Raw genomic sequence first — 26,707 nt, 5'->3', positions numbered from 1 at the left:
TCCTTTCTACTATAAATTCAATCTGCATTCTAGTATCATGATAACAAATACCGGTATACCGGTCAATGAAAAAATACGAATTTAATAATTTTTACCATATATCTTTCTCTATTATTGTGCATGTTTTCGGGCAGAAGAAACTTGACCGGCAAACTGAAATTATTATATGCTTTACTATAGAATGAATATTGAGGGGGATACCACGATGAAGGTACTGAAACCACTACAGATGCAGGCATATGAATACATGAAAGAAAAAATCCTGAACAATGAATTTACGCCCGGAGAGATCTATTCAGAGACGAAGATCGCCGCAGAGATCGGCATCAGCAGGACGCCTTTCAGAGACGCCGTACAGAGACTCGTTCAGGAAGGGTATATCGATATCATACCGAGCAAAGGGTTTATGCTGCATGAGATGGAAGTGAGAGATATTGTAGAGACATTTCAGGTGCGTACAGCGATCGAGGGCTACTGCGCCATGCTGGCCGCGCGGGAGGCAAAATCAGACAGGGCAGGGGAACTGTTTGAAGAACTGGACCGGCTTATGGGGAAGCTGAACAAATTTGCAGAAGAGAATAATATCAACCGTTTTGTCGAGTACGATAACCAGTTTCATCTGAAGCTTGTGGCATATGCAGGCAATTCTGCCTTCGATGAGATGTTCGGCATGTATATCCACCGCATCAGAAACATGGCGAGTTCATCGCTGATGCACCCGGGCCGTGTGGCAGAGACGCTGAAAGAGCACAATGATATAATAAGATCCATGAAGTCGGGCGACATAGAGGCAGTGAACAACGCCATATCTGCACATATGGAGAGACCAAAAGAGATCATGCTCGGAACATATAAATAAGCCGATTGTGGAAAATGTACAAAATATAACTTGCGTCATGTAAATAATTCACAAAGCTGACAAAAACAGTTGACAGAATGAGAACGATTTTATATGATTAAAACAAGAAACAACCGGTATACCGGAATACAGATTACAGATTACAGGAGGAACAGATTATGGAATATTTCAAAACAGCCGTAGACGGGCTGGAGATCACGAGAGTAGGGCTTGGAACATGGGCAATGGGAGGTTCCGGCTGGGGAGGCATCGTCGATGAACCTGCGGTCGAATGCGTAAGAGCGGCCATTGATATGGGTATTACACTTGTAGACACAGCCCCTGCTTATGGGTGCGGACATTCAGAGGAACTTGTAGGAGAGGCGCTGTCAAAACCGGGATACAGGGAAAAATGTGTGCTTGCTACAAAATGCGGACTGAGCTGGGATGACAACGGCAATGTTTACCGCGATTCACGTCCTGAGACATTGAGGAAGGAGCTTGAGGCGAGTCTTAGAAGGCTTAAGACAGATCATATTGATATCTATCAGGTACACTGGCCGGATGAAAAGACACCGATCGCCGAGACGGCGCAGGTCATGGGTGAATTCCTGAAAGAAGGAAAGATAAGGGCTATCGGTGTTTCAAACTATACGAACGCCATGATAGATGAGTGGAGAAAAACAGCGCCGATACATACCATTCAGCCTTCCTTCAATATTCTGGAGGATAAGCTGTTCGAGAACCAGCTTCCGTACGCAAAAGAGAACAACATCACCGTATTGGGATACAGCGCGCTCTGCCGCGGAATGCTTCACGGGAAATATACCGTCGATACGAAGTTTAACGAAGGTGATATGAGAGCGGAGGAAGATCCTAAATATCAGGGTCAGAATTTTGTCAACCATCTGGCCGCCATAGATGAACTGAAACAGTATGCTGCCAAATTAGGAAAGACCGTAGCGCAGATCAGCGTGCGCTGGGTACTGGAAAAAGGGGTCAGCTGCGCGCTTCTCGGAGCGAGAAGACCTGACCAGTTAGATTTTATTCCTGGCTGTGTAGGCTTTAGCCTTACAAAAGAACAGTGTGATGAGATGGAAGCCATTGTGGCAAAGCATGTTCCGGTACAAGTCGGAAAGGATTTCCTGGCACCGCCTTTGAGAGAAGATTAATGCAAAAAGGTAATGTGTATGGAAATGATTTTATGCACATTACCTTTTTTAAACCGGAAAGACCGAAGGAGGAGACGGATGCTGAAGGCAATAGACCATATTACGGTAAATATGACAGACAAGGAAAATAGTTTTCAGTTCTACGGCCGGATACTGGGCCTTAGGAAGTTGAATGAGGTAGATATGGGAGACCACCGTCTGTATTACTATGAGCTGCCGGGAGGATGCCGGCTGGAACTCATCGAATACAAGTTTGAGAGCACAGTCAGGTCAGGCGCGCCTACCGACCGCGGTGTGTACAGGCATTTTGCACTGGAGACGGACGACATTGACGGTTTAAAACATATATTTACCCGAAATGGGGTGAAGATCCTGCAAGGTCCCGAGCCGAGTGACAAGCTCGGTGTGAGATTTATGCTGATCGAAGAGCCGAACAAAGTGGAGATAGAGTTTGTAGAAAAGTTATAAGGAATGTTCTGTGGAGGAAACTATATGAAGAAGTTTATAAATGAGGCAGATGACGTAGTAGACGAGGCGATGGAAGGCTTTACCGACTGCTACGGCAATTATTATGAGAAACACCCGGAGGTAAACGCAGTCATCTTAAAAGAGCCGAGAAAAGACAAGGTAGCGCTTGTCATCGGGGGAGGCAGCGGGCATGAGCCGATGTTCAACGGGTTCGTGGGCGAAGGCCTCGGCGACGCGGCCGCCTGCGGCAATGTGTTTGCCTCGCCGGATCCGGGCACCATTTATGAGACTGCCCTGGCAGTTGAGAGCGGAAAAGGCGTTCTGTTCGTGTACGGCAACTATGCGGGGGACAATCTGAACTTTGATATGGCGGAAGAACTGCTGGAGGACGAAGGGATCGAGTCCGCACACGTAAGAGTGTGGGATGACTGTGCGTCGGCGCCGAAGGAACGGCTGACCGACAGACGCGGCATCGCCGGGGACCTGTTTGTCATCAAAATTGCCGGGGCGGCCTGCGACAGAGGAATGGAGCTTGCCGAAGCAGTCAAGGTGGCCGAGCGTGCGAGAGATAACGTGCGCAGCATCGGTGTTGCGACAACGCCGGGACAGATACCGGGACTTGATAAGCCCACTTTTGAGATCGCCGACGACGAGATGGAATATGGTATGGGCATTCACGGAGAGCGTGGGATCGAGCGCACGAAGATGAAACCGGCAGATGAGATCGTAGAATATTTGTATCACAATATAAAATCGGACATGGAACTGTCAAAAGGGGACGAAGTGTGTGTGCTTGTCAACGGTCTTGGCAGTACGACTGTACTGGAGATGAGCATTGCATACCGGAAGCTGAAGGCACTTCTCGATGCGGACGGCATTGCGGTGCATGATGCAGATATCAACAGCTATTGTACCTGTCAGGAGATGGGAGGGTTCTCCATCTCACTTTTGAAGCTTGATGACACGCTCAGGGAACTGTATGATATGCCGTGTTATTGTCCGTACTATGCTAAGAAAGGAAAGTAAACGTCATGGAAAGAATAAATGCACAACAGGCGAAAGAGATGCTTCTTTATGTGGCAGATTGTATCATAGAGGCAAAACCGATGCTCACGGAAGTGGACAGCGCTATCGGGGACGGTGACCACGGGATCGGTATGGCCGGCGGACTTAAGAAAGCAAAGGATAAGCTGCTGAAGATGGAAGAGCCGGCCGATGTGTACGCGGTCTTTACGGCGGCAGGCAAGGCCATGCTCATGAGCATGGGCGGCGCCTCAGGCGTCATATTCGGAAGTATGTTTATGGGCGGTGCAAAAGGCATGGAGCCCGCCGGACAGATCAGTGCAGGTGAATTTGCAGACATGATGAAGAACAGCCTGGCAGTCATAAAAGAGCGGGGTAAGGCAGAGGTGGGCGATAAGACGATGGTAGACGCATTTTCACCTGCTGTTGACGCTATGCTCGCGCATGCGGAGGAAGGATTTGTGGCCATGCTTGAGAAAGCGCAGGAGTCAGCGCTTAAAGGAGTGGAGAGCACGAAAAACTTCGAGGCAAAGTTCGGAAGGGCAAAGACACAGGGGACGACGATCGGCTTTCAGGATGCCGGCGCCACAAGTGTCTGGATCATTATGAAAGCCATGTATGAATATGTGTCACAGGAAAGATAAAAAAGAAACTGCAGAATGTCTGTACATAAGACATTCTGCAGCATATGGATCAGTCAACTTCGATCTTGTCAGATTCCTGGTACGGAGCAAGTGTTGAGATCATCTTTACCGTGCCGGAGGAGTTGTTGACAACATAGTGTACCTCTTCCGGTTCAATATGTATCAAATCCCCGGCTTTTAAAGTATGGGTAGTGCCGTCGACGATAATGTCGACTTCGCCTTCAAGGATGAAGAAGTTCTCCTCCATAATATTGTGGTAATGAGCCTTGAAATCCTGCCCTGCATTAAACTGTACAACGGCAAAATTACTCCGCGGCCCTTTCATAAGATATTTCGGGCCGCTGTCACCGAAGCGGTATTCCTTTTCGTTTTCATTGATGATAAACATGATATGTATCTCCTTTCTTTATTAAAATATTATAAACCTGGCGCTATCCACATGTTTTTGGTAAGCTTTCTGTCGGCCAGCTCAAGCTGGGCACGGTATACTTCTTTCCAGGTTTTATACAGTTTGTCATATGTATCATGGTTGGAGTTGTCCGGATAATAAGTGCTCTCTATATGACAGAGTTCCTCTGCAGTCCGGCGTATATCTTTGTAGATACCTGCGCCTGTGCCTGCCAGTATGGCTGCGCCGAGCGCGGTGGCCTCGCGTACTTTCGGTACGTGTACCGGTATACCAAGCACGTCGGACAAAATCTGGCACCAGAGAGGACTTTTGGAAGCCCCGGATGCAAATATGATTTCTTCCGGCAGTTCACCGGTCACGGAAGCGACGAGCTCCATGTTGCCCCGTGTGACCATAGCTGAATTCTCCATAATGGCCCGGTAGAAGGTGTAACGGTTGAATTTTTCGGCATCGAGAGCAAAGTTGGTAAAGGTAGGGGCCGCGTGTTTCCAGTTGATGTAATTCATAATATCGGAAAAAGCACAGAGCATTCCATTGCTTCCGGCCGGTACCTTTTCAGCCTCGATATTCATATAATAGTACGGGTCTTTGCCGGTTTCCTCCGCCTTTTGCTTTTCGAGCTGACAGAAGGCATCCCGGTACCAGCGCATCACAAGACCGGGATAGAAGGCAAGCGCTTCATACTGCCAGATGCCCGGGACGGCATGACAGTTCACCCTCACACGGCAGTCCGGATCGGTCTTTACCGTATCTGTGTTGTATTCAAACTGCCAGAAGCTTCCGCCGAATACGGCTGCCTGCTTCGGGGCGACGACACCTACGCCGATGCAGCCAAGCTGGGCATCCCCGCCTCCGGCGACGACAACGGAACATTCAGACAGCCCGGTCTGTGACGCGGCGCCGGGTGATACATGCCCGACGACTGTACCGCTTTCCTGTACCGGCGGATAGATATCATCCCGGATGCGGCATTTTCTGGCGATATCGGTATCCCATGTTCTTGTGGCAAGATTAAATATGCCGGTGGTACATCCATTGCTTGGCTCGCATGCCAGTATACCGGTCAGCTTGTAAATGAGCCAGTCGTTGAACATGCTCACATAAGCCGTTTTTTCATACAGTTCCGGCATTTTATTTTTCACCCAGAGTATACGCGGTACAGCGTCCAGTGCAAATGTCTGGCCGGATACAGAATAAATTTCTTTTTCCAGCGTATCAGACTGTGAGAGCAGTTCAGACACTTCGTCGTTGGAACGTGCGTCCACATTGGCGCATGCCCATATTTCACGGAAGCCGGAATCATAGAGGACGATGCCCTCCCGCATGCATGTCGTAGATATGGCCGCGATATCCGAAGGGGATATGTGCGTATCACGAATCACATTTTTGATACATTGTACGGTTAACGCCCAGTTGTTGTTCCAGTCGAAATCCATAGAGCCGGGATAACGCGGATCCTCGAGATGTTCCCATTCATGCTGGGACACACCGATCTGATTGCCGGCCGTATCAAATAGGACAGCGCGGACGCTTCCGGTGCCGGCATCAAGTGCCATTAAGTAACTTGCCATAGTAAAGACCTCCTTAAAATATTAATAATTGTTTAACAGTTGCTTTGCCGTAATATCATCGGTAATGAGGATATCCAGGTAGCTGCCTGTTAAGGCCGCGGCGATAGCAGGCAGTTTTTCAACGCCGGTGGCGGCGCCTATAACATTATTGAGCGACTTCAACTTTTCCAGAGGAGTGCTGATGATACGCGCATCAAAATCTGAGTTGACGAGCCGGCCCTGGGCATCGATAAAATGAGTGATGAGATCTCCCACAGCGCCCTGCATCTTCAGAAGAAGATAATCGTTGTTGGTAAGCCGTGAAGACTTTAAGATCGTCGCATCCGTATTCATGCCTCCGATGCCTATGAGGGTGAGATTGGCAAGCTCGGTCATCTTGGATATCTCGGTAAGAGAAGCTTCCTCCATCATAGAGGCGGCAAGCTCCTTTGAGGACATGATGAGCGGAGAGGGGTACAGGTAAAGCTTGGCCCCGTAGATCCTGGAATGAGCGTCGGGCAGGTAGTTGGTGATCCCTCCGGTCAGTGAGACGAGGGAGATCGTGGCTGAGACGCAGCGCGACAGATGACTGAGCGTACGCATCACCGTCTCGCCGTAACCGAAGTTGATATAGCAGTTGTCGGTAATGTGATTCTGAATATACATTGCCGCGGCCTTGGCCACCGTCTCGGTCTGGTTGTCTTTGCCGGAGCCTGCGGGAACAATATAGCAGTCTTTCAGATGATACTTGTGGATCAGTTCCTGCTCCATAGAGAGAAATTCATCTGTGTCGGGCTTGATATGGATCTGTACGATCCCTTCCTGACGCGCCCGGTCCAAAAGACGCAGCACCTTGATGCGGGAAATATTGAGCTTTTCGGCGATGGCCTGCTGGGTAAGACCTTCCATATAATAGTACCAGGAAGCTTTATAAAGTAAATTTTTTTCAAATTGTGTATTGTTATCGGAACTGGTATCAGACATAGTATCCTCCTTTTGTAATTTACTGTGTACAAAAGTAAATTTATGATGCAAATGTTTTATGAGTAAATTATAACAGCATCCAGGGATACTGTCAATTTAATTCGTGAACAGAATTTATCTTTTTTGTAAAATGTTAAGGCAAAATGCATAAAAAAACGTATAAAATTATAACTATAATGTATAAAACAGCAAATATGGACAACAAACATGTTGACAAATTGTGAACGGAAATGTATTATGAAACTAAATCAGAACATCGGTATACCGGTGTGGCAACACAGAGATGAAAGTTAACAATTGTTTAATATAAGAACAAAAGTTAAACTTCGCAACTAACTGGAATGGAGGTGCAGACATGCAGGGTGTTAAAAATAGATCCGGCGGCGAGGCATTGCTCAAGGTGAAAGATATACGTAAGTCCTTTGGCTCCAACGAGGTGCTCAAGGGGATTAACATGGAACTGCGTGAAGGGGAAGTGATAGCCCTGATCGGAGGCAATGGTGCGGGAAAGAGTACTCTTATGAAGATCATAATGGGTATTTACCAGCAGGACGAAGGCGAGATCTATATCAACGGAGAGAAGGTGGATATCTCAAAATCTTCGACGGCGCTTGCCAATGGTATATATCTTGTGCCTCAGGAGCCGATGCTCTTCCCGAATATGACAGTGGAAGAGAACGTCGCAATGGGGTTTGACGAAAAGAAAAGTGAGATACATAAGCGGATGGTGGAGATGATCGAACATCTCGGATGGGATCTGAAGCTGGAAAGAAAGGCCAATACGCTGTCGATCGCGGAGCAGCAGCTCGTAGAGATCCTGAAAGGACTGCTCAGAAATGCGAGAATTCTTATTCTGGATGAGCCGACGTCGTCGCTCAGCTTCAATGAGGCGGAATCCTTATTTAAACTGGTGGAAGAACTGAAACAGAAAAATATCGGTATCTTCTACATCACCCACAGACTGACGGAAGTATTCCAGATCGCAACACACGTATCGATCATGAGAGACGGCGTCGTGAGTCTGAGCGGCGAGGTGAGTGAGTTTGAAAAGAGCCACCTTGTCAAGGCGCTGCTGCCTCCGGATTCGGAACTTAAAACTGCCGGTGAAAGAGTAGAGATAGACTATACGTCGGCAGAACCGGTGCTGGAACTTAAGGACTTCAGCGGGTACGGGTTCAGCGATTTGAATCTGGAAGTATACGCAGGAGAGATCCTCGGGGTGGCCGGAGTCGTCGGCGCGGGCAGGACAGAGTTTGCAACAACAATATTCGGCATGGACAAGGTGAAATCGGGAAAAGTGCTCCTTGACGGTGAAGATATCACAGGCCTGAGCACCCGGAGAGTGCTGGATAAAGGCGTGAATTATGTGCCGGAAGACAGATTCCTGAACGGAATCTTTAAGATAAGGGAAGTGGGATGGAATATCTCATCTGCCCAGATACGGAATATGAGCAGGCTCTTTCTCAACCGTAAGAAAGAGGAAGAACTGGCGGACCAGTACATCAGTGATTTCCGTATCAAGGTAACCGGACAGGACCAGATCATGGGCTCACTGTCGGGAGGCAATCAGCAGAAAGGCGTTATAGCCAGAGCGCTGTCGACGAATCCGAAGGTCATCATACTCGATGAGCCGACACGAGGTATAGACGCGGGAGCGCGCGGCGACGTGTACTCTATTATAGGAAAACTGAAAAAACAGGGAGTGGCGATTTTGCTCATATCCTCTGATCTGGAAGAAATCGTAGAGTTGAGTGACAGAGCGGTGTCTATGTACCAAGGACATATCAATCATACATTTACAAGAGAAAAGATTGACCTTGATAATCTGACAGCGGCGTCATTCGGAGTGTATGAGGAAGGAGAGTAATCATGGAGAAGATAAAAAAAGCGCTGAAGGCCAGAGAACTGTCCTCACTTCTCTGTCTCGTAGCTATGTTTCTGCTAGTGGGAGTGGTGAATCCAAGCTTTTTGAAGCCGCAGAATATACTGCTTTGCTTTAACGGTTCTATCGTATATGTACTTATCGCCATAGGAATGGCGTTTGTGATCCTGACAGGGGAGATCGACTGTTCCATCGGGGCGCAGCTCGGACTGGCCGCGGCTGTCTGTGCGACGTACCTGAGGGAAGGGGCATCCTGGGGAATGGCGATCGCCCTCTGTATCCTGGTAGGTCTCGTGTGCGGGACGATCAACGGGATCGGGGTTACGGTGCTGAAGATACCGTCCATCATCATGACGCTCGGCACGAACGGCATATACCGGGGACTTATATATCTGTACACAGGCGGCAAATGGGTGGAAAATCTTCCGTCCGGTTTCAAACAGCTGGCGCAGAAAAATGTGGCCGGTAACCTGAGCTGGTTTTTTGTGATGGACCTGGCGGTCATGGTGCTCATTTTCCTCTTCCTCGTAAAAACAAAAAGAGGAAAACGGTTTGCAGCCGTGGGAGACAACGAGGCCGGCGCGAACCTGATCGGTATACCTGTACTGGCTACAAAGATGAAAGCATTTATGACGTGCGGGCTGTTTGCGGCGTTCGGGGCGATCCTCTATGTAAGCCGTGTAGGTTTCGTGACTGCCATATCCGGAAACGGATATGAGATGAAGGCGATCGCGGCGTGTGTGATCGGCGGCATCAGCCTGACCGGAGGCGTTGGTACAGTAATAGGTGCGTCCATCGGCGGTATCATCATGGCGTCCATCAGCCGTCTGCTCGTATTTTTGAAGATTTCTTCTGATTATGACAATACGATCACCGGCATCCTTCTGATCGTGATCGTAGTAGTGGATGCGCTCGTACAGAGAAGGTCGGTGGAAAAGGCAAGAAGAGAACGGCTGTCGGCCAGAGTGACAGCAGCTGAGGGAGGTGCTATTAATGAATAAGATGAAGGGGTTAAAGAGCAAGGTCTTCAGCTGGGAAATGTTTTTGATCGTCATACTGCTTCTTGAGATCCTCGTATTCGGGCAGCTCAATCCAAGATTCCTGCGCCTGAATGTACTGATGGGAAGTATCAATGACTTTATCTCCATATGTATCATCTCTCTGTTTGTCACTTTCGTAATGGTGACGGGCGGAATTGACATACAGGCAGGCTCCATCGTAGGCCTGACATCCATTACGATAGGACTGCTCTGGCAGGACAAAGGCTTCAACGTGTGGGCGGCAGTGCTCGTCAGTATACTTGTAGGAACGCTGTGCGGTCTCCTGAGCGGATTTTTCGTGGCATATACGGGAGTTCAGCCGATGGTAGTCACACTGGGAGGTTCGTTCCTCTATTCGGGGCTTGCGCTTGCGGTCGTCAATATGTCGTCATCTGAAGCCTACGAAGGGATCAGCGGTTTTCCGGCCTCGTTCATGAAACTTTCGTCCGGAAATATAGGAGGCGTACCGAACCAGCTCATAATATTTATCATACTTGTGATTTTTGCATACATACTTCTGCACAAGACAAAGTACGGCCGTTATATATTCCTGTGCGGTGTAAATTCAAGTGCATGCCGGTATTCAGGTATCCGGGTAAGGCCGATCATCATGAGCACATACGGTCTGTCCGGTATGAGCGCGGCCCTGGCGGGCGTTGTGCTCACCAGTTATCTCGGGTCTGCCAAGTCCGACCTTGGAAGTTCACTGACACTGCCTATCATCACTGCGGTAGTTCTCGGCGGAACGTCAAACCTCGGGGGCAAGGGAGGCGTCATCGGGACGGCGCTGGCAGCATGCGTCATCGGCATATTGAAATTCGGACTTAACATGTCGGGCATGGCGTCACAGTATCTCGATATACCGGTCGGGATCCTGCTCATCATCGTTCTTGCGTTCCGCATGACGGGAAGCGGGAATAAAAAGCTGCTGGCAAAACTGAAAAAGAACAGAGGCAGATAAGCGGCTGCCGGTTTTAAAAAGGATTATTATAAATGATTATAATAATAAAAAATCAAAGGAGGACAAAAGAATGAAAAAGAAACTCATCAGCGCATTATTATGTGCAGCCATGATCGCTACTATGGTAGTTGGTTGTGGAAAATCCGGTTCTGATTCTGACAGTAAGGATTCAGGCGACACAAAGAAATCAGGGGACGATCTCCAGATCGTGTTTGTACCAAAGGTTACAGGAAACTCTTTCTTTGAGTCAGCAAACGACGGAGCGCAGGAATTTGCGAAAAAGGTCGGCGGATTTGAGATCAAGTATGACGGCAGTGCGACGGCTGCGGTCGCAGATCAGGTAACTATCATCAACAATGCGATCAACCAGGGCGCTGACGGTATCGCGGTATCATCTGTGGATGCCACCGGACTCGATGAAGTTATGAAGAAAGCCATGGACGCCGGGCTGGCTGTAGTAACATGGGATTCTGACGTTTCTGCGGATGCAAGACAGATCATGGTATCTCAGGGCTCACCGGAAATCCTCGGGGAATTCCTGCTTCAGCTTTCTGAGAACGCACTGAAGGCATCAGGCCTTGATCCTGCAAAGGACGCGGTCAAATACTGCTGGCATTATTCACAGGCAACTGTAACAGACCAGAACTCTTGGCATGATGCAGCTGAAAAGATGATCTCCGAGAAGTATCCTAACTGGGAAAATGTAGCTCCGGATAATTACTACAGTGAGCAGGATGCTGAAAAGGCTATCTCTGTAGGCGAATCCGTACTGACGGCACATGAGGATATCAACCTTGTTATCTGCTGTGATTCTACAGCACTTCCGGGACAGGCTCAGGCAGCCCAAAATCTTGGAAAGACAACAAAGGATGTTGCTATCACAGGCTTTGCCACACCGAACGCAATGAAAGACTTCTGTACGGCAGGCGTAGTGAACAACTGGGGACTGTGGGATACAGGCTTACAGGGTTCTATCGCCAACTACATGGCTTATTACCTTGCGTCAGGCAACAAAGTGACGATCGGCGACAAAGTTGACATTCCTGAAATTGGTGAGGTTGAGATCGTAAACAACAGCGAGATCACAGGGGATGACGCTGACAATGTAGACGGTTCAGGAGTCGTATTCCTTCCGGAACGCGCTGAGTTTAACGCAGACAACATGGATGATTATGATTTCTAAATAATCTGTTCAAAGCAGTGGCATTTCACATACATGCAAGTCCTTTTGCAGTGCGCAGGGGGGCTTGCGTGTATTACGTAGATTAAGGAGGAGACAAAAAAGATTATGGCAGATGTAGATGGATTAAAGGTGGCAAAAAATTATCATGTGAATGAACCGTTTGCGAAAAACGGAGGATTTCATGTAAAAGGAATGCAGGACGTTGACTGGGGGATGAAGAAGCGGCTGTCCAAGATCTTCCAGCCGGAGAGCGGACATACGGTAATGCTCGCGTTCGACCACGGATATTTTATGGGTTCTACGGCAGGGCTTGAGAGGCTCGACCTTGTGATCCCGCCGCTCATGCCTTACGTGGACGTGCTGATGGGGACGAGAGGCGCCATGCGCACATGTATCCCGGCAGAGAACAACAAGGGTATCGCGCTCAGAGTGAGCTGCGGCTCTTCCATAGTGGACGAGGATCTGAGCCATGAGGTGATCGGCGTGAGCATTGAGGATGCGGTCAGGATGGACGCAAGCTGTATGGCAGTGCAGACATTTATCGGCGCGGACGGAGAGAAGGACAGTCTTGAAAATCTGTGTAAAACAGTTGATGCGGGACTGAAATACAATATTCCGACGATGGGCGTTGTGGCAGTGGGAAAACAGATGGAGCGCACGAGCAGATTCTTCAAGCTGGCTACGCGGATCCTGCCGGAGCTTGGAGCCCATATTGTCAAGACATATTATTGCGAAGACTTTGAGGAGATCGTATCCGCGTGTCCGGTACCGATCGTCGTTGCAGGAGGCAAGAAGCTGCCGGAAAATGAGGCGCTCACACTCTGTTACAAAGCAATATCGGAAGGCGCATCGGGCATGGACATGGGAAGAAATATTTTCCAGAGCACCCATCCGGAAGTGATGGCCCAGGCTGTTAACATGATCGTACACAAAGGGGCTACGGATAAAGAGGCGTATGAATTCTACCTCGACGTGAGCAGCCAGAGTAAGTAGAGGGAGTATTGTATGGTGAAGTTTGATCATTTTAACTTTAATGTGCTGGATCTGGAAAAAAGCCTTGCTTTCTATAAAGAGGCGCTGGATCTCGTCCCTGTAAAAGAAAAGAGGGATCCGGACGGCGCGTTTGTACTCATCTACCTTGGAGACGGAAGCAGCGGTTTTACACTGGAACTTACGTGGCTGAATGACAGGAAGGAACCGTACAACCTGGGTGAGGGAGAATTCCATCTGGCATTTACAGTGGATGATTTCGGTAAAATGTACGAAAAACATAAAGCGATGGGAGTCATCTGCTTTGAGAATAAGGAGATGGGAGTCTACTTTATCGCTGACCCGGACGGATACTGGATAGAAATTGTCCCGGAAGAAGAGAGGCAGAACATATGTTAAAAGGAATTCCAAAAATAATATCCCCTGAACTGCTGAAGGTTTTAAGTGAGATGGGGCATGGAGACAGGATCGTGATCGCGGACGGGAATTTCCCTGCAGAGTCTGTTGGGAAGAACGGCATCGTGATCCGGTGTGACGGTCATACGGTGCCTGAGATCCTGGATGCCGTACTTAAGCTGTTTCCTCTGGACGCCTCGTCAGACAAGCCGGTCAGCCTCATGAAGGTCCCGGAAGGAGAAGATGTGAAGACGCCGATCTGGGATATCTATAAAGTCATCATCGGAAAGCATGAGGAACGGGGCGATTCAGTCGTGGAAAATATAGAGAAACAGGAATTTATGAAAATGGCGGGAGAAGCATACGCCGTCATCGCCACAGGAGAGGGCGCCCTGTATGCCAATGTCATGCTTAAGAAAGGCGTCGTACAGGGGTAAGATCTTATGGAACTGCAGTCTGCGGCGGCCTGTATTTTATGGCCGGCGGGCAGCAGGAAAAAGCGGAAAGGACGCAGATGACAGAGATACCGGAGTAGCCGGAATCTGTGTTATCTGCGTCCTTTTTAACGCCGACACGTCTGCTAGTAGGAGACTTCCTGGAGATACAGTCCTTTTGCGTCGCAAGGGGAGCTGGGGGTTTTCGTGCCCGCAAAGATCTCCTCGATATCTTCTTTTTTTCTCGTCCCGAACCCGATTTCCAGGAGCGTGCCCACGACGAGCCGGGCCATATTGTGAAGAAAATCGTCCGCGTGTATGAGGATCTGCATTTCTTCCGTATCCCCGTATACTTCGATCTCGAAGATCTCCTTTACGGTAGTTTTATTTTTTTTCACTGTGGAAAAGTTTTTAAAATCATGCTTGCCGATGAACAGCAGAGACGCCTGCTGCATAAGCTTCTTGTCAGGAATCTTAAAACAGTGGTACGTATACTTGCGGTCAAATACGCTCGGCACATCGTCGATGGTCATCCGGTATACATATGTTTTTGACGTGGCATTCAACTGTGCATGAAAACGGTCCGGTACGTCTTCTACGTTTGTGATGGCGATATCCATCGGCAGGTATCGGTTCAGGTAGTGCTTGATCTCCAGAATATCCATATCGGAGTCTGTCTTAAAATTGGCCACCTGGGCATAGGCGTGCACGCCCACTTCAGTCCGGCATCCGCAGTTCAGCTCGATGATATATTCGCCGGTCATCTTGCGCAGCACCTCAATGATCTTATTGGATACCGTGTTGTTGGATTCCTCCTTGCCGAGACGGCACCATCCTTGATAACGGCTTCCGTCATATTCTATTGTCAATCGAATATTCCTCATATGTTTTACGCTCCTTATCTGCTATATGTATATATGTTCGTGCAAAACTGTGTTCCTTCCCACCGTGTGTTGTACAGAATCCAGTACATGTAAAATTAGTTTAAGTATACCAAATCTTATGATATAATAAAAGGGCTTGGCAAGAAAATGTGAAAGTTGCAGAAGAAAGGGGAATGCACATGGTACGTTCCATGTCAAAAGAGGAATTCATGCACCTTTACTGTCTCTGTGCTGAAACGGTGAAAGAGGCGTTTGAAAAGTATGAGGCTGCAATAATACGCGCGGACGGAAAAGAGAAAATGAGCGCGTTTTTTGAACGGGTGCTGTCGGAAAATAAGGACGCCGCCTACGCTGACTTTTATTATCCGGTTCTTCCGGAGGAACAGAAACAGATATTCTGCTTTGGTCTTGACAGCCGGCAGCTGGCTGTTCTTGGGAAGATGGAAACTGACAAAGGGCACATTTATTACCGTCTGGACGGGGAGATCATGAAATTTCTATTGGAGGTCACGGTCAGAGAATGGCTGTTTTCCACTTTTTATTTTGCTCATAAAAAAGTGACGATCTGGGGAAATTATAAGATGGAATTTCCGATATTCTGCGAGGATAAAGCAATACTTGATCACTATACGGAACTTGCCAAAGAATGTGGATTGGAGTGTCATAAATGAAAGCTGAGAGCAGAAGAGTATCAGAATCAGTGGTCGAGACCGTCCATATGGTCAGACCAAACCACTTAAACGCAGCGGGACGTCTGTTCGGGGGGATGCTGATGCAGTGGATAGATGAAGTGGCGGGGCTTGTCGGAAAGCGTCACACGAGAATGAATGTTATTACCGCATCTGTCGATAATCTCCGGTTTCTGCGCGGTGCATACCAGAGAGATGTTATAATAATCATCGGAAAGGTGACATATGTGGGAAAGACTTCGATGGAAGTAAAGGTTGACAGCTATGTGGAATCACTGGACGGAGAACGCACGCCTATCAATCATGCGTTTTTTACCATGGTGGCGCTGGACGGAGAGGATCATCCGACACCGGTGCCAAGGCTTATCCTGGAAAATGATGAAGAGAGAGAAGAATGGGAGCGGGCCAAGAAAAGAAGAGAGATCAGGATGATGAGAAAAGAAGAAGGGTTTTAAAAATGTGCAGGGAAAGGAAGAGATCCGTTCCCTGCACTGTTTTTTATTTTTTAATGTATCCCATTACCATTTTAAGCATCTGGTCGATCTGGTCTTTTTCCTGTTTGGATTTTCCTTCTTTGAGCATTTCCAGTATAAGCGTGATCTCGTCCGGTGAGAACTGGATTCCCTTTTTGTTCGCGTTTGTGATGAGGGCCATGAGCACGGGGGCCAGACTCTTTCCGGTCTTTCCTTCGGTCTGCCTGGCTGCCGTCTTGATCAGCTCCAGTTTCAGCGGGTCAAGATTCTTCATGGCCGGATTGTTCATCCATTCGTTCATAAGCTTTCTTCTCCTTCTTTTTTGGGTTTTTCGTTACTGTTATTATATGCCTGTGCCATGTCCGATTCGAACATATTGCTGTAAGTCTGGAACATTTCCTGCTGCTCAGGATCCATCATTCCCATCATCATATCCATGGGATCAAAGCCGCCTGCGCCGTTGCCGCCGCCTTCCGCTGCCTGAGTGCTCTGGACCATTTCCATCATATTCATCATCATTTCCATCTGATCCATCATTTCCTTTTCTTCCGGAGCCATGTATGGTTTCAGGTCCTCAAACATGCCCATAGGCGCAAAGCCGTGCCGGGAGTCTTTTGAAGAACTTCTGGCCGGGAAGCCGTGAAAATGATCCATCGTATAACGGAATTCCAGAAATTTGATGTATATGGCGAGAAACCTCTGGTTAGAAGAAGGAGTGTATGGAAGCATCAGCTTTAGTGTATACAGATAAGGAGGAGTCACCATAGTGTCAAGTGGAGTCATGGGTCTTGGAGGTTTATGTTCCATAAGCACTCCTTTTTATAACGTTGTAAATATATATGTGGCGAAGAGTAAAAATATGAAAACCGGGAAAACTAATCTCAACATTTTCCATATAATAACAATGAGTAATCGAACAGGAGGGATATGGCACATGAACCGGAAATTGATCATTGACGGGAATGCAATCTATGAGATAGACGAGGACTGCATGTTGAAAAACAGAGTGGACGGCAAAGAAGACGAAAAAGAAGAGGGGACCGGAAAGAAAAAGGACAAAGACGGTAACGGAAAGTAATAGACAGAGTGGAATTGCGCTGTCCGGTGATACATGTTATATTTTAAAATATAACATGTATCAAAAAAAGAGACCGGGAGAAGCAAAATGACACTTACACAACTGAAATATGTGATCACTGCAGCAAATGCCAGTTCTATGAATGAAGCGGCGAAGCAGCTGTTTATATCACAGCCGAGTCTTTCCACGGCTGTCAGAGAACTGGAAGATGAGATCGGGATAGATATTTTCCGCAGGACGAACAGGGGAGTGTCTGTCACGCCGGAAGGGGAAGAATTCATAGGCTATGCGAGACAGGTCGTGGAACAGTATGAACTTGTAGAAGCCAAATACATAGCAAAAGAAAAAACAAAAAAGAAATTCAGCGTCTCCATGCAGCATTACACATTTGCCGTTCACGCGTTTGTGGAGATGGTAAAGCAGTTCGGGATGGACGAGTATGAGTTTGCCGTTCACGAGACAAAGACATATGAAGTCATAGAAGATGTAAAGAATTTCCGGAGTGAGATAGGTGTGCTTTATGTGAATGACTTTAACCGCAAAGTGCTCACAAAGCTGTTCCATGAATTTAACCTGGAATTTCATGAGATACTGAAGTGCAGTATCTATGTATTTATGTGGAAGGGACACCCGCTGGCGGGCAGAACGGAGATCGCGCTGGAAGAGCTTGAAGAATATCCGTGCCTGTCGTTTGAACAGGGGAATTATAATTCCTTTTACTTCGCGGAAGAGGTGCTGAGCTCGTATGAGTATAAGCGGATCATCAAGGTAAATGACAGAGCTACGATATTGAATATGATGGTCGGACTGAACGGATACACACTCTGCTCGGGCATCATATGTGAAGAGTTGTACGGTTCCGACTACTGTACGGTAAAGCTTTCATCAAACGAGAAGATGTCCATCGGATATCTTGTCAGAAAAGGCGTGAATATCAGTCCTCTCGGAAAGAAATATCTGGAGGAGATCGCAAAATTCCAGGATAAAGCGCTTGGTTAACGATAGGGTTAAACTTATAAATGCAGTTGGATATAGCTTTATGCTATAGCCAGCTGTATTTTTTATGAATTAACACTTTTCCCGGCAGAGTGATATAGTATCAATATCAACAAAATCAGCAGTGCAGAGGGTGATGAGATGTCAGAGATAATAATAGAAAATCTGTGCAAAACATACCGCTCGAAAGACGGGACGGTGGAAGCGCTTAAACATGTAAATCTGAATGTCGGAGACGGGGATATATACGGTATCATCGGTATGTCCGGCGCGGGGAAAAGCACGCTTGTGAGGTGCATGAACTTCCTTGAGCGTCCGACAGAGGGGAGGGTGCTCATAAAAGGACAGTCTCTTGGCAGTCTGCCGGAAAAGGAACTGCGCAGACAGAGAGAGAGCATCGGGATGATATTCCAGCATTTCAACCTGCTTATGCAGAAAAATGTTCTGGATAATGTATGTTTCCCGCTGTACATACAGGGCAGGAAAAAGAAAGAGGCGAGACAGAGGGCGGCTGAACTGTTGGAACTGGTCGGTCTCGGAGACAGACAGAAGGCATATCCGTCCCAATTATCGGGAGGACAGAAGCAGAGAGTTGCCATTGCAAGGGCGCTCGCCTCGGATCCCGAGATCCTGCTCTGCGACGAGGCGACAAGCGCGCTGGATCCGCAGACGACGTCATCCATACTTGAACTTCTAAGGGACATTAATGTCCGGTTCGGGATCACCATTGTAGTGATCACCCACCAGATGGCGGTCGTGAGAGAAATATGCACTCACGTAGCAGTTATGAAAGAGGGGCAGGTGGAGGAACAGGGAAGGGTGGGAGATATCTTTGCCCATCCCGGATCAGCGGCCGCGAGAGAACTTATCCTCAGCGACAGAGGGGAGGATACACAGAGAAGAAGCAGAATGCTGAACGAAAAGATCCGCAGCGGCAGACAGATAAGAGTTGTCTTTTCTGAAAATTCCGCCTTTGAGCCGGTCATAGCCAATATGATCCTGAAGTTCCGGGAACCGGTCAATATACTGCGGGCGGACACGAAGAATATAGGCGGAGTGGCGAAAGGAGAGATGATACTGGAATTTGTTCCGGGCAGCATTAATATAGAAGGAATGAAAACGTATATGTCAGAGCGGGGACTGGAGACGGAGGAGGTGACGGAAGATGTGGGACAGTGAAATTATTCTTATGATACTAAAAGGATTGATGGAAACCCTTTATATGACGCTTTTGTCCGCCGGCGCCGGCTATCTGTTCGGACTGCCGGCGGGAGTGCTCATGGCGGTGAGCCGAAAAGAAGGGATAAAGCCGAACAGGATATTGTACAAGATACTCGATGTGACAGCCAACATCGTCAGAAGCATCCCGTTTCTCATCCTTCTCATCCTGCTCATTCCGCTCACCCGCGTGGTCGCAGGACAGAGCTACGGCTCATCTGCAACGGTCGTGCCGCTTGTGGTTGCGGCGGTTCCGTTTATTGCCAGGATGGTGGAATCTTCCATAACGGAAGTGGACGAGGGAGTGATCGAGGCTGCAAGAGCCATGGGCGCCGGGAACATGAGGATCGTCACAAAGGTGCTTCTCGTAGAGTCAAGAACATCGCTCATCACAGGAGCTACCATTGCCATTGGGACCATACTCGGATACTCGGCCATGGCCGGAACGATCGGAGGGGGCGGACTCGGAGATATAGCCATAAGATACGGGTACTACCGTTACCAGACGGATATCATGTTTGCCACCGTAGTCCTGCTCGTTATATTAGTACAGTTGTTCCAGACGGCAGGCATGTCAATTGCCTCCCGTTTAGATAAAAGAAAATAAAAATGGAGGAAATGAAGATGAAGGGAATTAAGACAAAAAAGATAGTATCAGTTGTGCTGGCAGGCGTCCTTACAGCAGGCGTGCTGTCCGGCTGCGGAAAATCCGGCGGGAGCAAAGCAGAGGCGAAGGATACGGAGGATAAGGTGATCAAGGTTGCCGCCTCCGCAACGCCCCACGCTGAGATCCTTAAAGAAGCTGAAGGGCTGCTTAAGGACAAAGGGTATGACCTTGAAGTGACGGTGTTTGACGACTATGTACAGCCGAACGAGGTAGTAGAGAGCGGTGAGTTTGACGCGAATTATTTCCAGCATGCGCCGTATCTTGAGAGCTTTAATGAAGAAAAAGGAACACATCTTGCCGGAGCAGGCGAGATACATTATGAACCGTTCGGCATCTATCCGGGCACAAAGAAGAACCTTAAGGATATCAAAGACGGGGACAGCATAGCTGTGCCGAATGATACGACGAATGAGGCAAGAGCGCTGCTGCTCCTGCAGGATAACGGCATCATCACCTTAAAAGAGGGGGCGGGACTCAATGCAACGGTGAACGACATCACCGAGAATCCTTACGATGTGAAGATCGTGGAACTTGAGGCGGCACAGATCGCCAGAGTCGTGGATGAGACTGCCTACGTGGTGTTAAACGGCAACTATGCGCTGGAAGCCGGATACTCGGTGGCAAAAGACGCGCTGGCATACGAGACATCTGATTCAGAAGCCGCCAGAACATATGTTAATATCATTGCAGTGAAAGAGGGCAGTGAAGACAAAGCGGGCATCAAAGCGCTGGTGGATGTGCTCAAATCTGATGATATAAAGAAATATATAGAAGAAAAGTATGACGGAGCTGTTATCCCGTACGAATAAAAAGAAGGCTGCCACGCTATGTGACAGCCTTTTCCATATTCAATTATAATGTCAGATTAGCATCCGCATCCGCAGTCGTTGCCGCAGCCACATCCGCCGCCGTTGCCGCCGAAGCCGCCGCAGCAGCACAGTAACAGGATGATCCAGATACAGCTGTCATTGCCGCATCCGCCGCCACAACCATTGTTGTTGCCGCCGAAGCCGCCGCAGCAGCACAGTAACAGGATGATCCAGATACAGCTGTTGCCGCCAAAACCGCAGCCACAGTCTCCACCACATCTTGATTCACAACCACATCCGCAGTTTGTTGCACTTAAATCGCTCATAATTGAAAGCCTCCATATATGTTATTTACACTACATAATATGCGGGGGGTGCTGATGTGTGAAACAATTGGATTTTAAAATTTTATGAGCCTTTTTACCGAGTGCTGAAACCGATGGGATCTACCCTGCAATTTCAGTTTTTCCACGGGAGAGGCACTCTTTTTTACATATTCGTCATACATGGTGAGCAGATAGGCGACCGTCATGTTTCTGTTTTTATACCATGTAAACAGCAGCCAGTTCATAATGTCGGGATGCCAGTATTTCTCCGGTATGGAGGCGTCTTTCAGGATAAGGATATGTTTCAGCGCCTGCATGGAAAGCTGGGCCAGTCTGCTTGTCTCTTCCTTCTGGCGGAACAGTTCATTGCTTTCCATGATTATCTCGTACAGGGCGCCGGCAGCCTTCCAATATGTAACAAAAGTCTCTTCTTCTGACTGTTCCTGGCCGTAAGCACCGGATTTCAGGTCAAAGGTCTGCATATCCTGTCTGCGCCCGCTGATCTCCCTGTCATATTCCGCACGCTTTACAGTATCAGACAATATATTGTACGCTTCCAGTATTTCCTGCATTTTGTCCGTTGTGTCAATTCCGTTTTTTATGTTTGCATCCGGATGGTATTGTTTGGCCAGTGCATTTTTGGCGGCGGTGATCTCATCCGGCGCCGCTTTTGTTGAAACCCCTAATATATCATAATAATTCCGGTTTTCCATAATATCCTCCCCTTAAGTTATATATGGATATAGAATCTATTATATCTTACGACAAAATATGGAAGAAATCAATTTCAGATTCTGAATATCTTAATAGAAAAAGGGTAAAAGAATCATGAAACATGTAAAAGATGTGATAGATTACAGGTGTGAAGACACTGTTTCAGGTAAATATACAGGAAAGCATGTTGGGATAGCGGTACTTGATACCGGCATTGTCCCGCATCCGGACCTCAGAGACAGGATCCGGGGATTTAAAGACTGTGTGGGCGGCCGCGGCCGAATGTATGACGATAACGGCCACGGGACACATGTGACGGGGATACTCGGCGGAAACGGGAGAATGTCCCGCGGTCTCCACGCAGGTATGGCGCCGGAGGCGGACCTTGTCAGCGTCAAGGTGCTGGATGCAAGAGGGGAAGGGACGGTCGACGGTATTCTGAGAGGGATACAGTGGCTTCTGGAAAACTGGAGGGCATATGACATCCGGGTCGTAAATATGTCCGTGGGAGCGAACCTGGGTCTTGAAGATGAGAAGGGGAAGGAGCTGGAGCAGGCGGCGGAGCAGCTGTGGGATGCCGGGCTTGTCGTGGTTGCCTCAGCAGGAAATTACGGGCCGGGGGAAGGGACGGTGTCGGTGCCGGGAACGAGTAAGAAGATAATAACCGTGGGCTCTTCGGATATCACAGTATCACACGGAGTAAAAAAGGTAAGCTACTATTCCGGCTGCGGACCGACGCATGAATGTGTGGTAAAGCCGGACGTGGTGGCGCCGGGAGATCAGATCATATCGTGCAACAGCCGGTTTGGCATAAAGAGACAGAAGCCTTACACGGTCAAAAGCGGAAGTTCCATGGCAACACCGGTCGTGTCGGGGGCAGCTGCGCTGCTCTTGTCCAAGTACAGCGACATGTCCAATGTTGAGGTGAAGCTGAGACTGCGTGAGAGCTGTAAGCGGATGGAAGAGTCGCAGGGATGGGGAAGGATCAGTATTCCGGAGTTTCTTGGAAGCAGAAGGCTGTCATAAAGAACAGCGGCCGCTGTCATACTGTTCACGAGGAGGAATCATATGTTATAATGAATAAAAAGGCGGTATACCCCGGGAAAGCTTGTGGTGAAATGTACGAATATATTGAGAAAAAGAGAGAAGAAAGGAAACCTCATATAAACAGTCATTACAGCGCTGTGATACAGTGGATGAAAATTGGCGGCGCTGAGTACAGGAGTGAAAACGTGCTTTTCGCAGCAGCGTCAAAATGGCTGAAATCTAAAGGTATGTCTAAGATAGACTCGCAGCTCAGGAAAATAGTTGCCGAGATCTTTAATGATGGAGAGGATTTGGAAAGTGAAACAGTATTCCATAATATAATTGCCCGGAGATTAAAAAGAGAAGACCTTGTGGAAGAAGAGGAGAAGGAATCTGCGCGGATGTCAGAAGATACAGAGGCCGCAGAGGAATCGGGCGTCCCAGAGGAAGCGGATAAGGAAGAGCCGCTCATGTGGGGGCGTTTACAGATTTGCGGAACCATATATCCTGCCAATATGGTGTTCAAAAGATATTCAGGTCCGGTGCTGACGTTATACCGTTCTATAAGCGCTGATGAATATGCCGGCCTGTGCAGGACAGTCGTCAGCAGGAGAAAACCTGTATTCACGTTTAAGCCCGGGAGAAAAGGAGGAGAAAAGTACTTTGCGCCTAATATAAGGTATCTCACGGAAGGCTCAGAACCGGGGCATAAAAGTATGCAGGAAAAGGGGGAAAGAGAGATTACCGTGAAGGTACTGCTGTTGCCGTCAGTTACAGGTGCACTGATATATAATCCGAAATACAGCGGTTTTGCACTGGATTCGGAAGAAAGATTTATGAGAGAGGCCGGCATGAGACCGGTAAGAAAAGGCAGCGGCCATCAGATCGTTATCAAACGGGAGTCACCTCCGGGAAGCAAAGCACGCTCCGCCAGTTCGCTGAATGTAGGATTTAAGACTGCGGGAGCATTGAGACTGCTGGCGGACTATATTGTAAGTATCCATGTCATAGAACCGGAGATGATAAAGCAGGGTGAGGTGGCGGCAGAGCTGCCGCTGAGTCCTGTTTTGGAAGAGGATGAAATGGCATATTGGGAAGAACTGCCCATGGCACAGGTAGAGGGAGATATTTTTGCGATGGAGGGAAGAAGTTATGATGTGGGGAGCAATCAGGTCGAAAATGGAGAATGCCTCTGGAGCCTGCTGCTCGAAGCGGGGATACCTGGATATATACTTGAGGCCGCCGCACAGGAGCAGAATATCCGGTTCATGGATTATGTGGATACCGTTAGACTTGCCCCACTCGTTGACGCAGTAAACAGGCGGCTGCCGGAAGCAGACAGAATCCGGATATTCCTGGATGCTTTTTACTACGATGGCCATTATGATACAAAGGAAAGCGGTTTATATGGCAGTGAAGGAACGATATTGTATATCGGCGGCATATTCGCGCCGGATGGTCTGGGCCATTATGTCATGAGAGAGAGATAAAAAGAAGGTGTCAAGAAAAAATACTTGACACCTTCTTCGTTTTGTTATATGATATCACAGGTGAACAACATGAATGAAATATTAGAACAGGCTTTGTTATATGATTTTTACGGTGAACTTCTGACAGAGCATCAAAAAGAAATATACGAACAGTTTGTGCTGGAAGATCTGTCGCTTGGAGAGATCGCGGTTGAGGCGGGCATCAGCAGACAGGGAGTGCACGACCTCGTAAAGAGATGCGGACGTACGCTGAAAGGTTATGAAGACAAGCTGCATCTTGTAGAGAAGTTCGTCAGTATCAAGGAAAAAGTAAAGCAGATCGATGAATTGCTGGACGGATATAAGGAGAGGGAGCCGCAGGAGCTTGTGGCCGATATCCGGAAGATATCTGATGAGATTATAGAGGAGCTGTAGCATGGCATTTGATAGTTTGACTGAAAAACTGCAGAATATATTTAAAAATTTAAGAAGCAAAGGGCGTCTGACAGAGGATGATGTAAAAGAAGCCCTCAAGGAGATAAAACGGGCACTGCTGGCGGCGGACGTCAACTTTAAGGTCGTAAAAGGCTTTATTAAGAATGTCCAGGAAAGAGCGGTCGGGCAGGATGTGATGAACGGCCTGAATCCAGGGCAGATGGTGATCAAGATCGTGAATGAAGAGCTTGTGAAGCTGATGGGCTCTGAGACGACAGAGATCAAGCTCCAGCCCGGGAGCGCTGTCACAGTGATCATGATGGCGGGTCTGCAGGGTGCCGGTAAGACGACGACCACCGCAAAGCTGGCAGGAAAGTATAAGCTGAAAGGAAAGAAGCCGCTGCTTGCGGCCTGTGACGTATACCGTCCCGCGGCGATCAAACAGCTGCAGGTAAACGGGGAGAAGCAGGGAGTGGACGTATTCTCCATGGGAGACAGCCACAAGCCGTCAGACATTGCCAAAGCCGCGCTTCTGCACGCGCAGAAAAACGGGAATAATATTGTGATCCTCGATACGGCCGGACGGCTTCATATTGACGAGGATATGATGGCGGAGCTTCAGGAGATCAAGGAGGCGGTGGACGTCCATCAGACAATACTCGTGATCGATGCCATGACCGGACAGGATGCTGTCAATGTAGCGTCTGATTTTAATGAGAAGATAGGAATCGACGGTGTGATCATCACAAAGCTTGACGGTGATACACGGGGCGGCGCCGCGCTGTCTGTAAAGGCAGTCACCGGCAAACCGATTTTATATGCAGGTATGGGGGAGAAGCTTTCTGATCTGGAACAGTTTTATCCGGACAGGATGGCATCCCGTATCCTCGGTATGGGAGATGTGCTGACCCTTATCGAGAAGGCTGAAGCCGAGATAGATGAAGCGAAAGCGATAGAGATGAGCAGGAAGCTCAAGAAAGCCCAGTTTGATTTTGAAGATTATCTGGAGAGTACAAAGCAGATGAAGAACATGGGCGGCCTGGGGAATATTATGAACATGATGCCGGGACTCGGCGGAATGGGCAAGATGAAAGGGCTCGATGATGAGCAGGCAGCCCAGGCGGAAAAGAATATGGCGCGCATGGAGGCAATGATATATTCCATGACATTGGAAGAGCGCCGCAATCCAGATCTTCTGAACCCTTCAAGAAAGCACAGGATCGCAAAAGGGGCCGGGGTGGACATCAGTGATGTGAACCGCATGGTCAAGCAGTTTGGCGAGATGAAGAAGATGATGAAGATGATGGGAAAAGGTGGGAAAAAAGGTAAGTTCAGGCTTCCTTTTTAACCTATAGATCAATTTAAAGAGATAAGTGGAGGTGAAACAGATGGCAGTAAAAATCAGATTAAAGAGAATGGGACAGAAGAAGGCTCCTTTCTATAGAATCGTTGTGGCAGATGCAAGGTCACCGAGAGATGGCAAGTTCATCGAGGAGATCGGCACATACGATCCGAACCAGGACCCAAGCGTATTCAAGGTTGATGAAGAAGCAGCCAAGAAGTGGTTAGGCACTGGCGCACAGCCGACAGAAGCTGTTAACAAGATCTTCAAAGCAGCCGGAATTGAAAAATAGGCTGAAGTCTGGAGGCGTATAGCATGAAAGAATTAGTGGAAGTAATTGCGAAGGCACTCGTCGACGATCCTGACAGCGTGGTAGTTACCGAGCGGGAAGATAAGAAGACAACTGTTCTGGAAGTACATGTAGCAGATTCCGACATGGGAAAAGTGATTGGAAAACAGGGCCGTATCGCCAAGGCAATCCGTTCTGTCGTGAAGGCAGCTGCGGCAAAAGAAGATAAAAAAGTAATCGTAGATATAATGGATTAATTTTGGGGGTCAGACCCCTGTTCACGCAAGGTTCTGGTCCTTTTTGCCGTTGTACGGAAAA

Annotated in this window: 33 protein-coding genes; 25 read left to right on the top strand and 8 right to left on the bottom strand. The window is 48.3% G+C overall.

Annotated elements, in window-relative coordinates; translation table 11 throughout:
- Positions 1-166 precede the first annotated feature (166 nt).
- From LAJLEIBI_RS09505 to dhaL, 5 genes are all read left to right on the top strand, one after another.
- The gene (locus LAJLEIBI_RS09505) at positions 167-859 is read left to right on the top strand and encodes a GntR family transcriptional regulator (protein WP_006441602.1); all 693 of its coding nucleotides are present in this window, start codon (positions 167-169) and stop codon (positions 857-859) included.
- A gap of 158 nt (positions 860-1,017) precedes the next feature.
- The gene (locus LAJLEIBI_RS09500) at positions 1,018-2,010 is read left to right on the top strand and encodes an aldo/keto reductase (protein WP_006441601.1); all 993 of its coding nucleotides are present in this window, start codon (positions 1,018-1,020) and stop codon (positions 2,008-2,010) included.
- A gap of 78 nt (positions 2,011-2,088) precedes the next feature.
- Complete coding sequence (locus LAJLEIBI_RS09495) at positions 2,089-2,478, top strand: VOC family protein (RefSeq protein ID WP_006441600.1); 390 nt, start codon at positions 2,089-2,091, stop codon at positions 2,476-2,478.
- A 24-nt stretch (positions 2,479-2,502) separates the two neighbouring features.
- Positions 2,503-3,504, top strand: a complete 1,002-nt coding sequence (locus LAJLEIBI_RS18345) for a dihydroxyacetone kinase subunit DhaK (RefSeq protein WP_006441599.1) — start codon at positions 2,503-2,505, stop codon at positions 3,502-3,504.
- A 5-nt stretch (positions 3,505-3,509) separates the two neighbouring features.
- On the top strand, positions 3,510-4,145 hold the full coding sequence (gene dhaL, locus LAJLEIBI_RS18340) for a dihydroxyacetone kinase subunit DhaL (RefSeq protein WP_006441598.1): 636 nt from the start codon (positions 3,510-3,512) through the stop codon (positions 4,143-4,145).
- A gap of 49 nt (positions 4,146-4,194) precedes the next feature.
- Here the strand turns inward: dhaL and LAJLEIBI_RS09485 are convergent, their stop codons facing one another.
- Genes LAJLEIBI_RS09485 through LAJLEIBI_RS09475 form a run of 3 tightly spaced genes read right to left on the bottom strand, consistent with a single transcriptional unit; the run spans position 4,195 to position 7,088 of the window.
- Positions 4,195-4,533 (bottom strand): cupin domain-containing protein, encoded by a 339-nt coding sequence (locus tag LAJLEIBI_RS09485; RefSeq protein WP_006441597.1) that lies wholly within the window; start codon positions 4,531-4,533, stop codon positions 4,195-4,197.
- A 29-nt stretch (positions 4,534-4,562) separates the two neighbouring features.
- Entirely contained in the window at positions 4,563-6,125 is a 1,563-nt protein-coding gene (lsrK, locus tag LAJLEIBI_RS09480) for an autoinducer-2 kinase (RefSeq protein ID WP_006441596.1), read from the bottom strand.
- A gap of 21 nt (positions 6,126-6,146) precedes the next feature.
- Complete coding sequence (locus LAJLEIBI_RS09475; RefSeq protein ID WP_006441595.1) at positions 6,147-7,088, bottom strand: sugar-binding transcriptional regulator; 942 nt, start codon at positions 7,086-7,088, stop codon at positions 6,147-6,149.
- Positions 7,089-7,443: 355 nt separating this feature from the next.
- Here LAJLEIBI_RS09475 and LAJLEIBI_RS09470 point away from each other — a divergent pair, with 355 nt between their 5' ends.
- The 7 genes from LAJLEIBI_RS09470 (at position 7,444) to LAJLEIBI_RS09440 (ending at position 13,977) form a co-directional block, all read left to right on the top strand.
- Positions 7,444-8,955, top strand: a complete 1,512-nt coding sequence (locus LAJLEIBI_RS09470; protein ID WP_006441594.1) for a sugar ABC transporter ATP-binding protein — start codon at positions 7,444-7,446, stop codon at positions 8,953-8,955.
- Between the two features lie 2 nt (positions 8,956-8,957).
- Positions 8,958-9,971 (top strand): ABC transporter permease, encoded by a 1,014-nt coding sequence (locus tag LAJLEIBI_RS09465; protein WP_006441593.1) that lies wholly within the window; start codon positions 8,958-8,960, stop codon positions 9,969-9,971.
- A complete protein-coding gene (locus LAJLEIBI_RS09460) occupies positions 9,964-10,971 on the top strand; it encodes an ABC transporter permease (protein WP_006441592.1) in 1,008 nt (335 codons plus the stop codon). The genes LAJLEIBI_RS09465 and LAJLEIBI_RS09460 overlap by 8 nt, the downstream gene beginning before the upstream one ends.
- Before the next feature lie 70 nt (positions 10,972-11,041).
- Entirely contained in the window at positions 11,042-12,154 is a 1,113-nt protein-coding gene (locus tag LAJLEIBI_RS09455; RefSeq protein WP_006441591.1) for a substrate-binding domain-containing protein, read from the top strand.
- Positions 12,155-12,259: 105 nt separating this feature from the next.
- Positions 12,260-13,147: a 3-hydroxy-5-phosphonooxypentane-2,4-dione thiolase gene (gene lsrF, locus LAJLEIBI_RS09450; protein WP_006441590.1), complete on the top strand. Its 888-nt coding sequence runs from the start codon at positions 12,260-12,262 to the stop codon at positions 13,145-13,147.
- Positions 13,148-13,159: 12 nt separating this feature from the next.
- Positions 13,160-13,543, top strand: coding sequence for a VOC family protein (locus LAJLEIBI_RS09445; RefSeq protein WP_006441589.1), 384 nt, complete (start codon positions 13,160-13,162; stop codon positions 13,541-13,543).
- Positions 13,537-13,977 (top strand): RbsD/FucU family protein, encoded by a 441-nt coding sequence (locus LAJLEIBI_RS09440; protein WP_006441588.1) that lies wholly within the window; start codon positions 13,537-13,539, stop codon positions 13,975-13,977. Before LAJLEIBI_RS09445 ends, LAJLEIBI_RS09440 begins: the two co-directional genes overlap by 7 nt.
- A gap of 143 nt (positions 13,978-14,120) precedes the next feature.
- On the opposite strand, the gene truA is transcribed toward LAJLEIBI_RS09440, so the two are convergent.
- Positions 14,121-14,858, bottom strand: a complete 738-nt coding sequence (gene truA / locus LAJLEIBI_RS09435) for a tRNA pseudouridine(38-40) synthase TruA (RefSeq protein WP_006441587.1) — start codon at positions 14,856-14,858, stop codon at positions 14,121-14,123.
- A 179-nt stretch (positions 14,859-15,037) separates the two neighbouring features.
- Between truA and LAJLEIBI_RS09430 the strand changes: the two genes are divergently transcribed.
- Both LAJLEIBI_RS09430 and LAJLEIBI_RS09425 read left to right on the top strand, forming a co-directional pair.
- The gene (locus LAJLEIBI_RS09430; RefSeq protein ID WP_040434607.1) at positions 15,038-15,529 is read left to right on the top strand and encodes a hypothetical protein; all 492 of its coding nucleotides are present in this window, start codon (positions 15,038-15,040) and stop codon (positions 15,527-15,529) included.
- Positions 15,526-16,002, top strand: coding sequence for an acyl-CoA thioesterase (locus tag LAJLEIBI_RS09425; protein ID WP_040434606.1), 477 nt, complete (start codon positions 15,526-15,528; stop codon positions 16,000-16,002). Before LAJLEIBI_RS09430 ends, LAJLEIBI_RS09425 begins: the two co-directional genes overlap by 4 nt.
- Before the next feature lie 43 nt (positions 16,003-16,045).
- Here the strand turns inward: LAJLEIBI_RS09425 and LAJLEIBI_RS09420 are convergent, their stop codons facing one another.
- Positions 16,046-16,321 (bottom strand): hypothetical protein, encoded by a 276-nt coding sequence (locus LAJLEIBI_RS09420; protein WP_138264002.1) that lies wholly within the window; start codon positions 16,319-16,321, stop codon positions 16,046-16,048.
- Positions 16,318-16,827: a hypothetical protein gene (locus LAJLEIBI_RS09415; protein WP_040434604.1), complete on the bottom strand. Its 510-nt coding sequence runs from the start codon at positions 16,825-16,827 to the stop codon at positions 16,318-16,320. The genes LAJLEIBI_RS09420 and LAJLEIBI_RS09415 overlap by 4 nt, the downstream gene beginning before the upstream one ends.
- Positions 16,828-16,954: 127 nt before the next feature.
- Here LAJLEIBI_RS09415 and LAJLEIBI_RS18075 point away from each other — a divergent pair, with 127 nt between their 5' ends.
- The 5 genes from LAJLEIBI_RS18075 (at position 16,955) to LAJLEIBI_RS09395 (ending at position 20,788) form a co-directional block, all read left to right on the top strand.
- The gene (locus LAJLEIBI_RS18075; RefSeq protein ID WP_167534337.1) at positions 16,955-17,098 is read left to right on the top strand and encodes a hypothetical protein; all 144 of its coding nucleotides are present in this window, start codon (positions 16,955-16,957) and stop codon (positions 17,096-17,098) included.
- Positions 17,099-17,185: 87 nt separating this feature from the next.
- The gene (locus tag LAJLEIBI_RS09410; RefSeq protein WP_006441582.1) at positions 17,186-18,097 is read left to right on the top strand and encodes a LysR family transcriptional regulator; all 912 of its coding nucleotides are present in this window, start codon (positions 17,186-17,188) and stop codon (positions 18,095-18,097) included.
- Between the two features lie 138 nt (positions 18,098-18,235).
- Positions 18,236-19,273, top strand: coding sequence for a methionine ABC transporter ATP-binding protein (locus LAJLEIBI_RS09405; RefSeq protein WP_006441581.1), 1,038 nt, complete (start codon positions 18,236-18,238; stop codon positions 19,271-19,273).
- Complete coding sequence (locus tag LAJLEIBI_RS09400; RefSeq protein WP_006441580.1) at positions 19,260-19,919, top strand: methionine ABC transporter permease; 660 nt, start codon at positions 19,260-19,262, stop codon at positions 19,917-19,919. Before LAJLEIBI_RS09405 ends, LAJLEIBI_RS09400 begins: the two co-directional genes overlap by 14 nt.
- 17 nt (positions 19,920-19,936) lie before the next feature.
- A complete protein-coding gene (locus tag LAJLEIBI_RS09395) occupies positions 19,937-20,788 on the top strand; it encodes a MetQ/NlpA family ABC transporter substrate-binding protein (protein WP_040435284.1) in 852 nt (283 codons plus the stop codon).
- A gap of 56 nt (positions 20,789-20,844) precedes the next feature.
- On the opposite strand, the gene LAJLEIBI_RS09390 is transcribed toward LAJLEIBI_RS09395, so the two are convergent.
- Together LAJLEIBI_RS09390 and LAJLEIBI_RS09385 are read right to left on the bottom strand one after the other, a co-directional pair.
- Entirely contained in the window at positions 20,845-21,114 is a 270-nt protein-coding gene (locus LAJLEIBI_RS09390) for a hypothetical protein (protein ID WP_040434603.1), read from the bottom strand.
- A 74-nt stretch (positions 21,115-21,188) separates the two neighbouring features.
- On the bottom strand, positions 21,189-21,827 hold the full coding sequence (locus LAJLEIBI_RS09385) for a DnaJ domain-containing protein (protein ID WP_006441577.1): 639 nt from the start codon (positions 21,825-21,827) through the stop codon (positions 21,189-21,191).
- A gap of 115 nt (positions 21,828-21,942) precedes the next feature.
- On the opposite strand from LAJLEIBI_RS09385, the gene LAJLEIBI_RS09380 reads away from it, so the two are divergent.
- The 6 genes from LAJLEIBI_RS09380 (at position 21,943) to LAJLEIBI_RS09355 (ending at position 26,646) form a co-directional block, all read left to right on the top strand.
- Positions 21,943-22,854, top strand: coding sequence for a S8 family peptidase (locus tag LAJLEIBI_RS09380; protein WP_006441576.1), 912 nt, complete (start codon positions 21,943-21,945; stop codon positions 22,852-22,854).
- A gap of 50 nt (positions 22,855-22,904) precedes the next feature.
- Positions 22,905-24,344, top strand: coding sequence for a hypothetical protein (locus LAJLEIBI_RS09375; protein ID WP_147570414.1), 1,440 nt, complete (start codon positions 22,905-22,907; stop codon positions 24,342-24,344).
- Between the two features lie 69 nt (positions 24,345-24,413).
- Complete coding sequence (ylxM, locus tag LAJLEIBI_RS09370) at positions 24,414-24,758, top strand: YlxM family DNA-binding protein (RefSeq protein WP_242654894.1); 345 nt, start codon at positions 24,414-24,416, stop codon at positions 24,756-24,758.
- Position 24,759: 1 nt separating this feature from the next.
- The gene (ffh, locus tag LAJLEIBI_RS09365; protein ID WP_006441573.1) at positions 24,760-26,106 is read left to right on the top strand and encodes a signal recognition particle protein; all 1,347 of its coding nucleotides are present in this window, start codon (positions 24,760-24,762) and stop codon (positions 26,104-26,106) included.
- A gap of 40 nt (positions 26,107-26,146) precedes the next feature.
- A complete protein-coding gene (rpsP, locus tag LAJLEIBI_RS09360) occupies positions 26,147-26,392 on the top strand; it encodes a 30S ribosomal protein S16 (RefSeq protein WP_040434602.1) in 246 nt (81 codons plus the stop codon).
- 23 nt (positions 26,393-26,415) lie between these two features.
- Positions 26,416-26,646, top strand: a complete 231-nt coding sequence (locus LAJLEIBI_RS09355) for a KH domain-containing protein (protein ID WP_006441571.1) — start codon at positions 26,416-26,418, stop codon at positions 26,644-26,646.
- Positions 26,647-26,707 lie beyond the last annotated feature (61 nt).

It is taken from the genome of [Clostridium] hylemonae DSM 15053 (genome assembly GCF_008281175.1).
Taxonomy (GTDB): Bacteria; Bacillota; Clostridia; order Lachnospirales; family Lachnospiraceae; genus Extibacter; species Extibacter hylemonae.
This window is presented reverse-complemented; position numbering and strand designations above follow the sequence as displayed.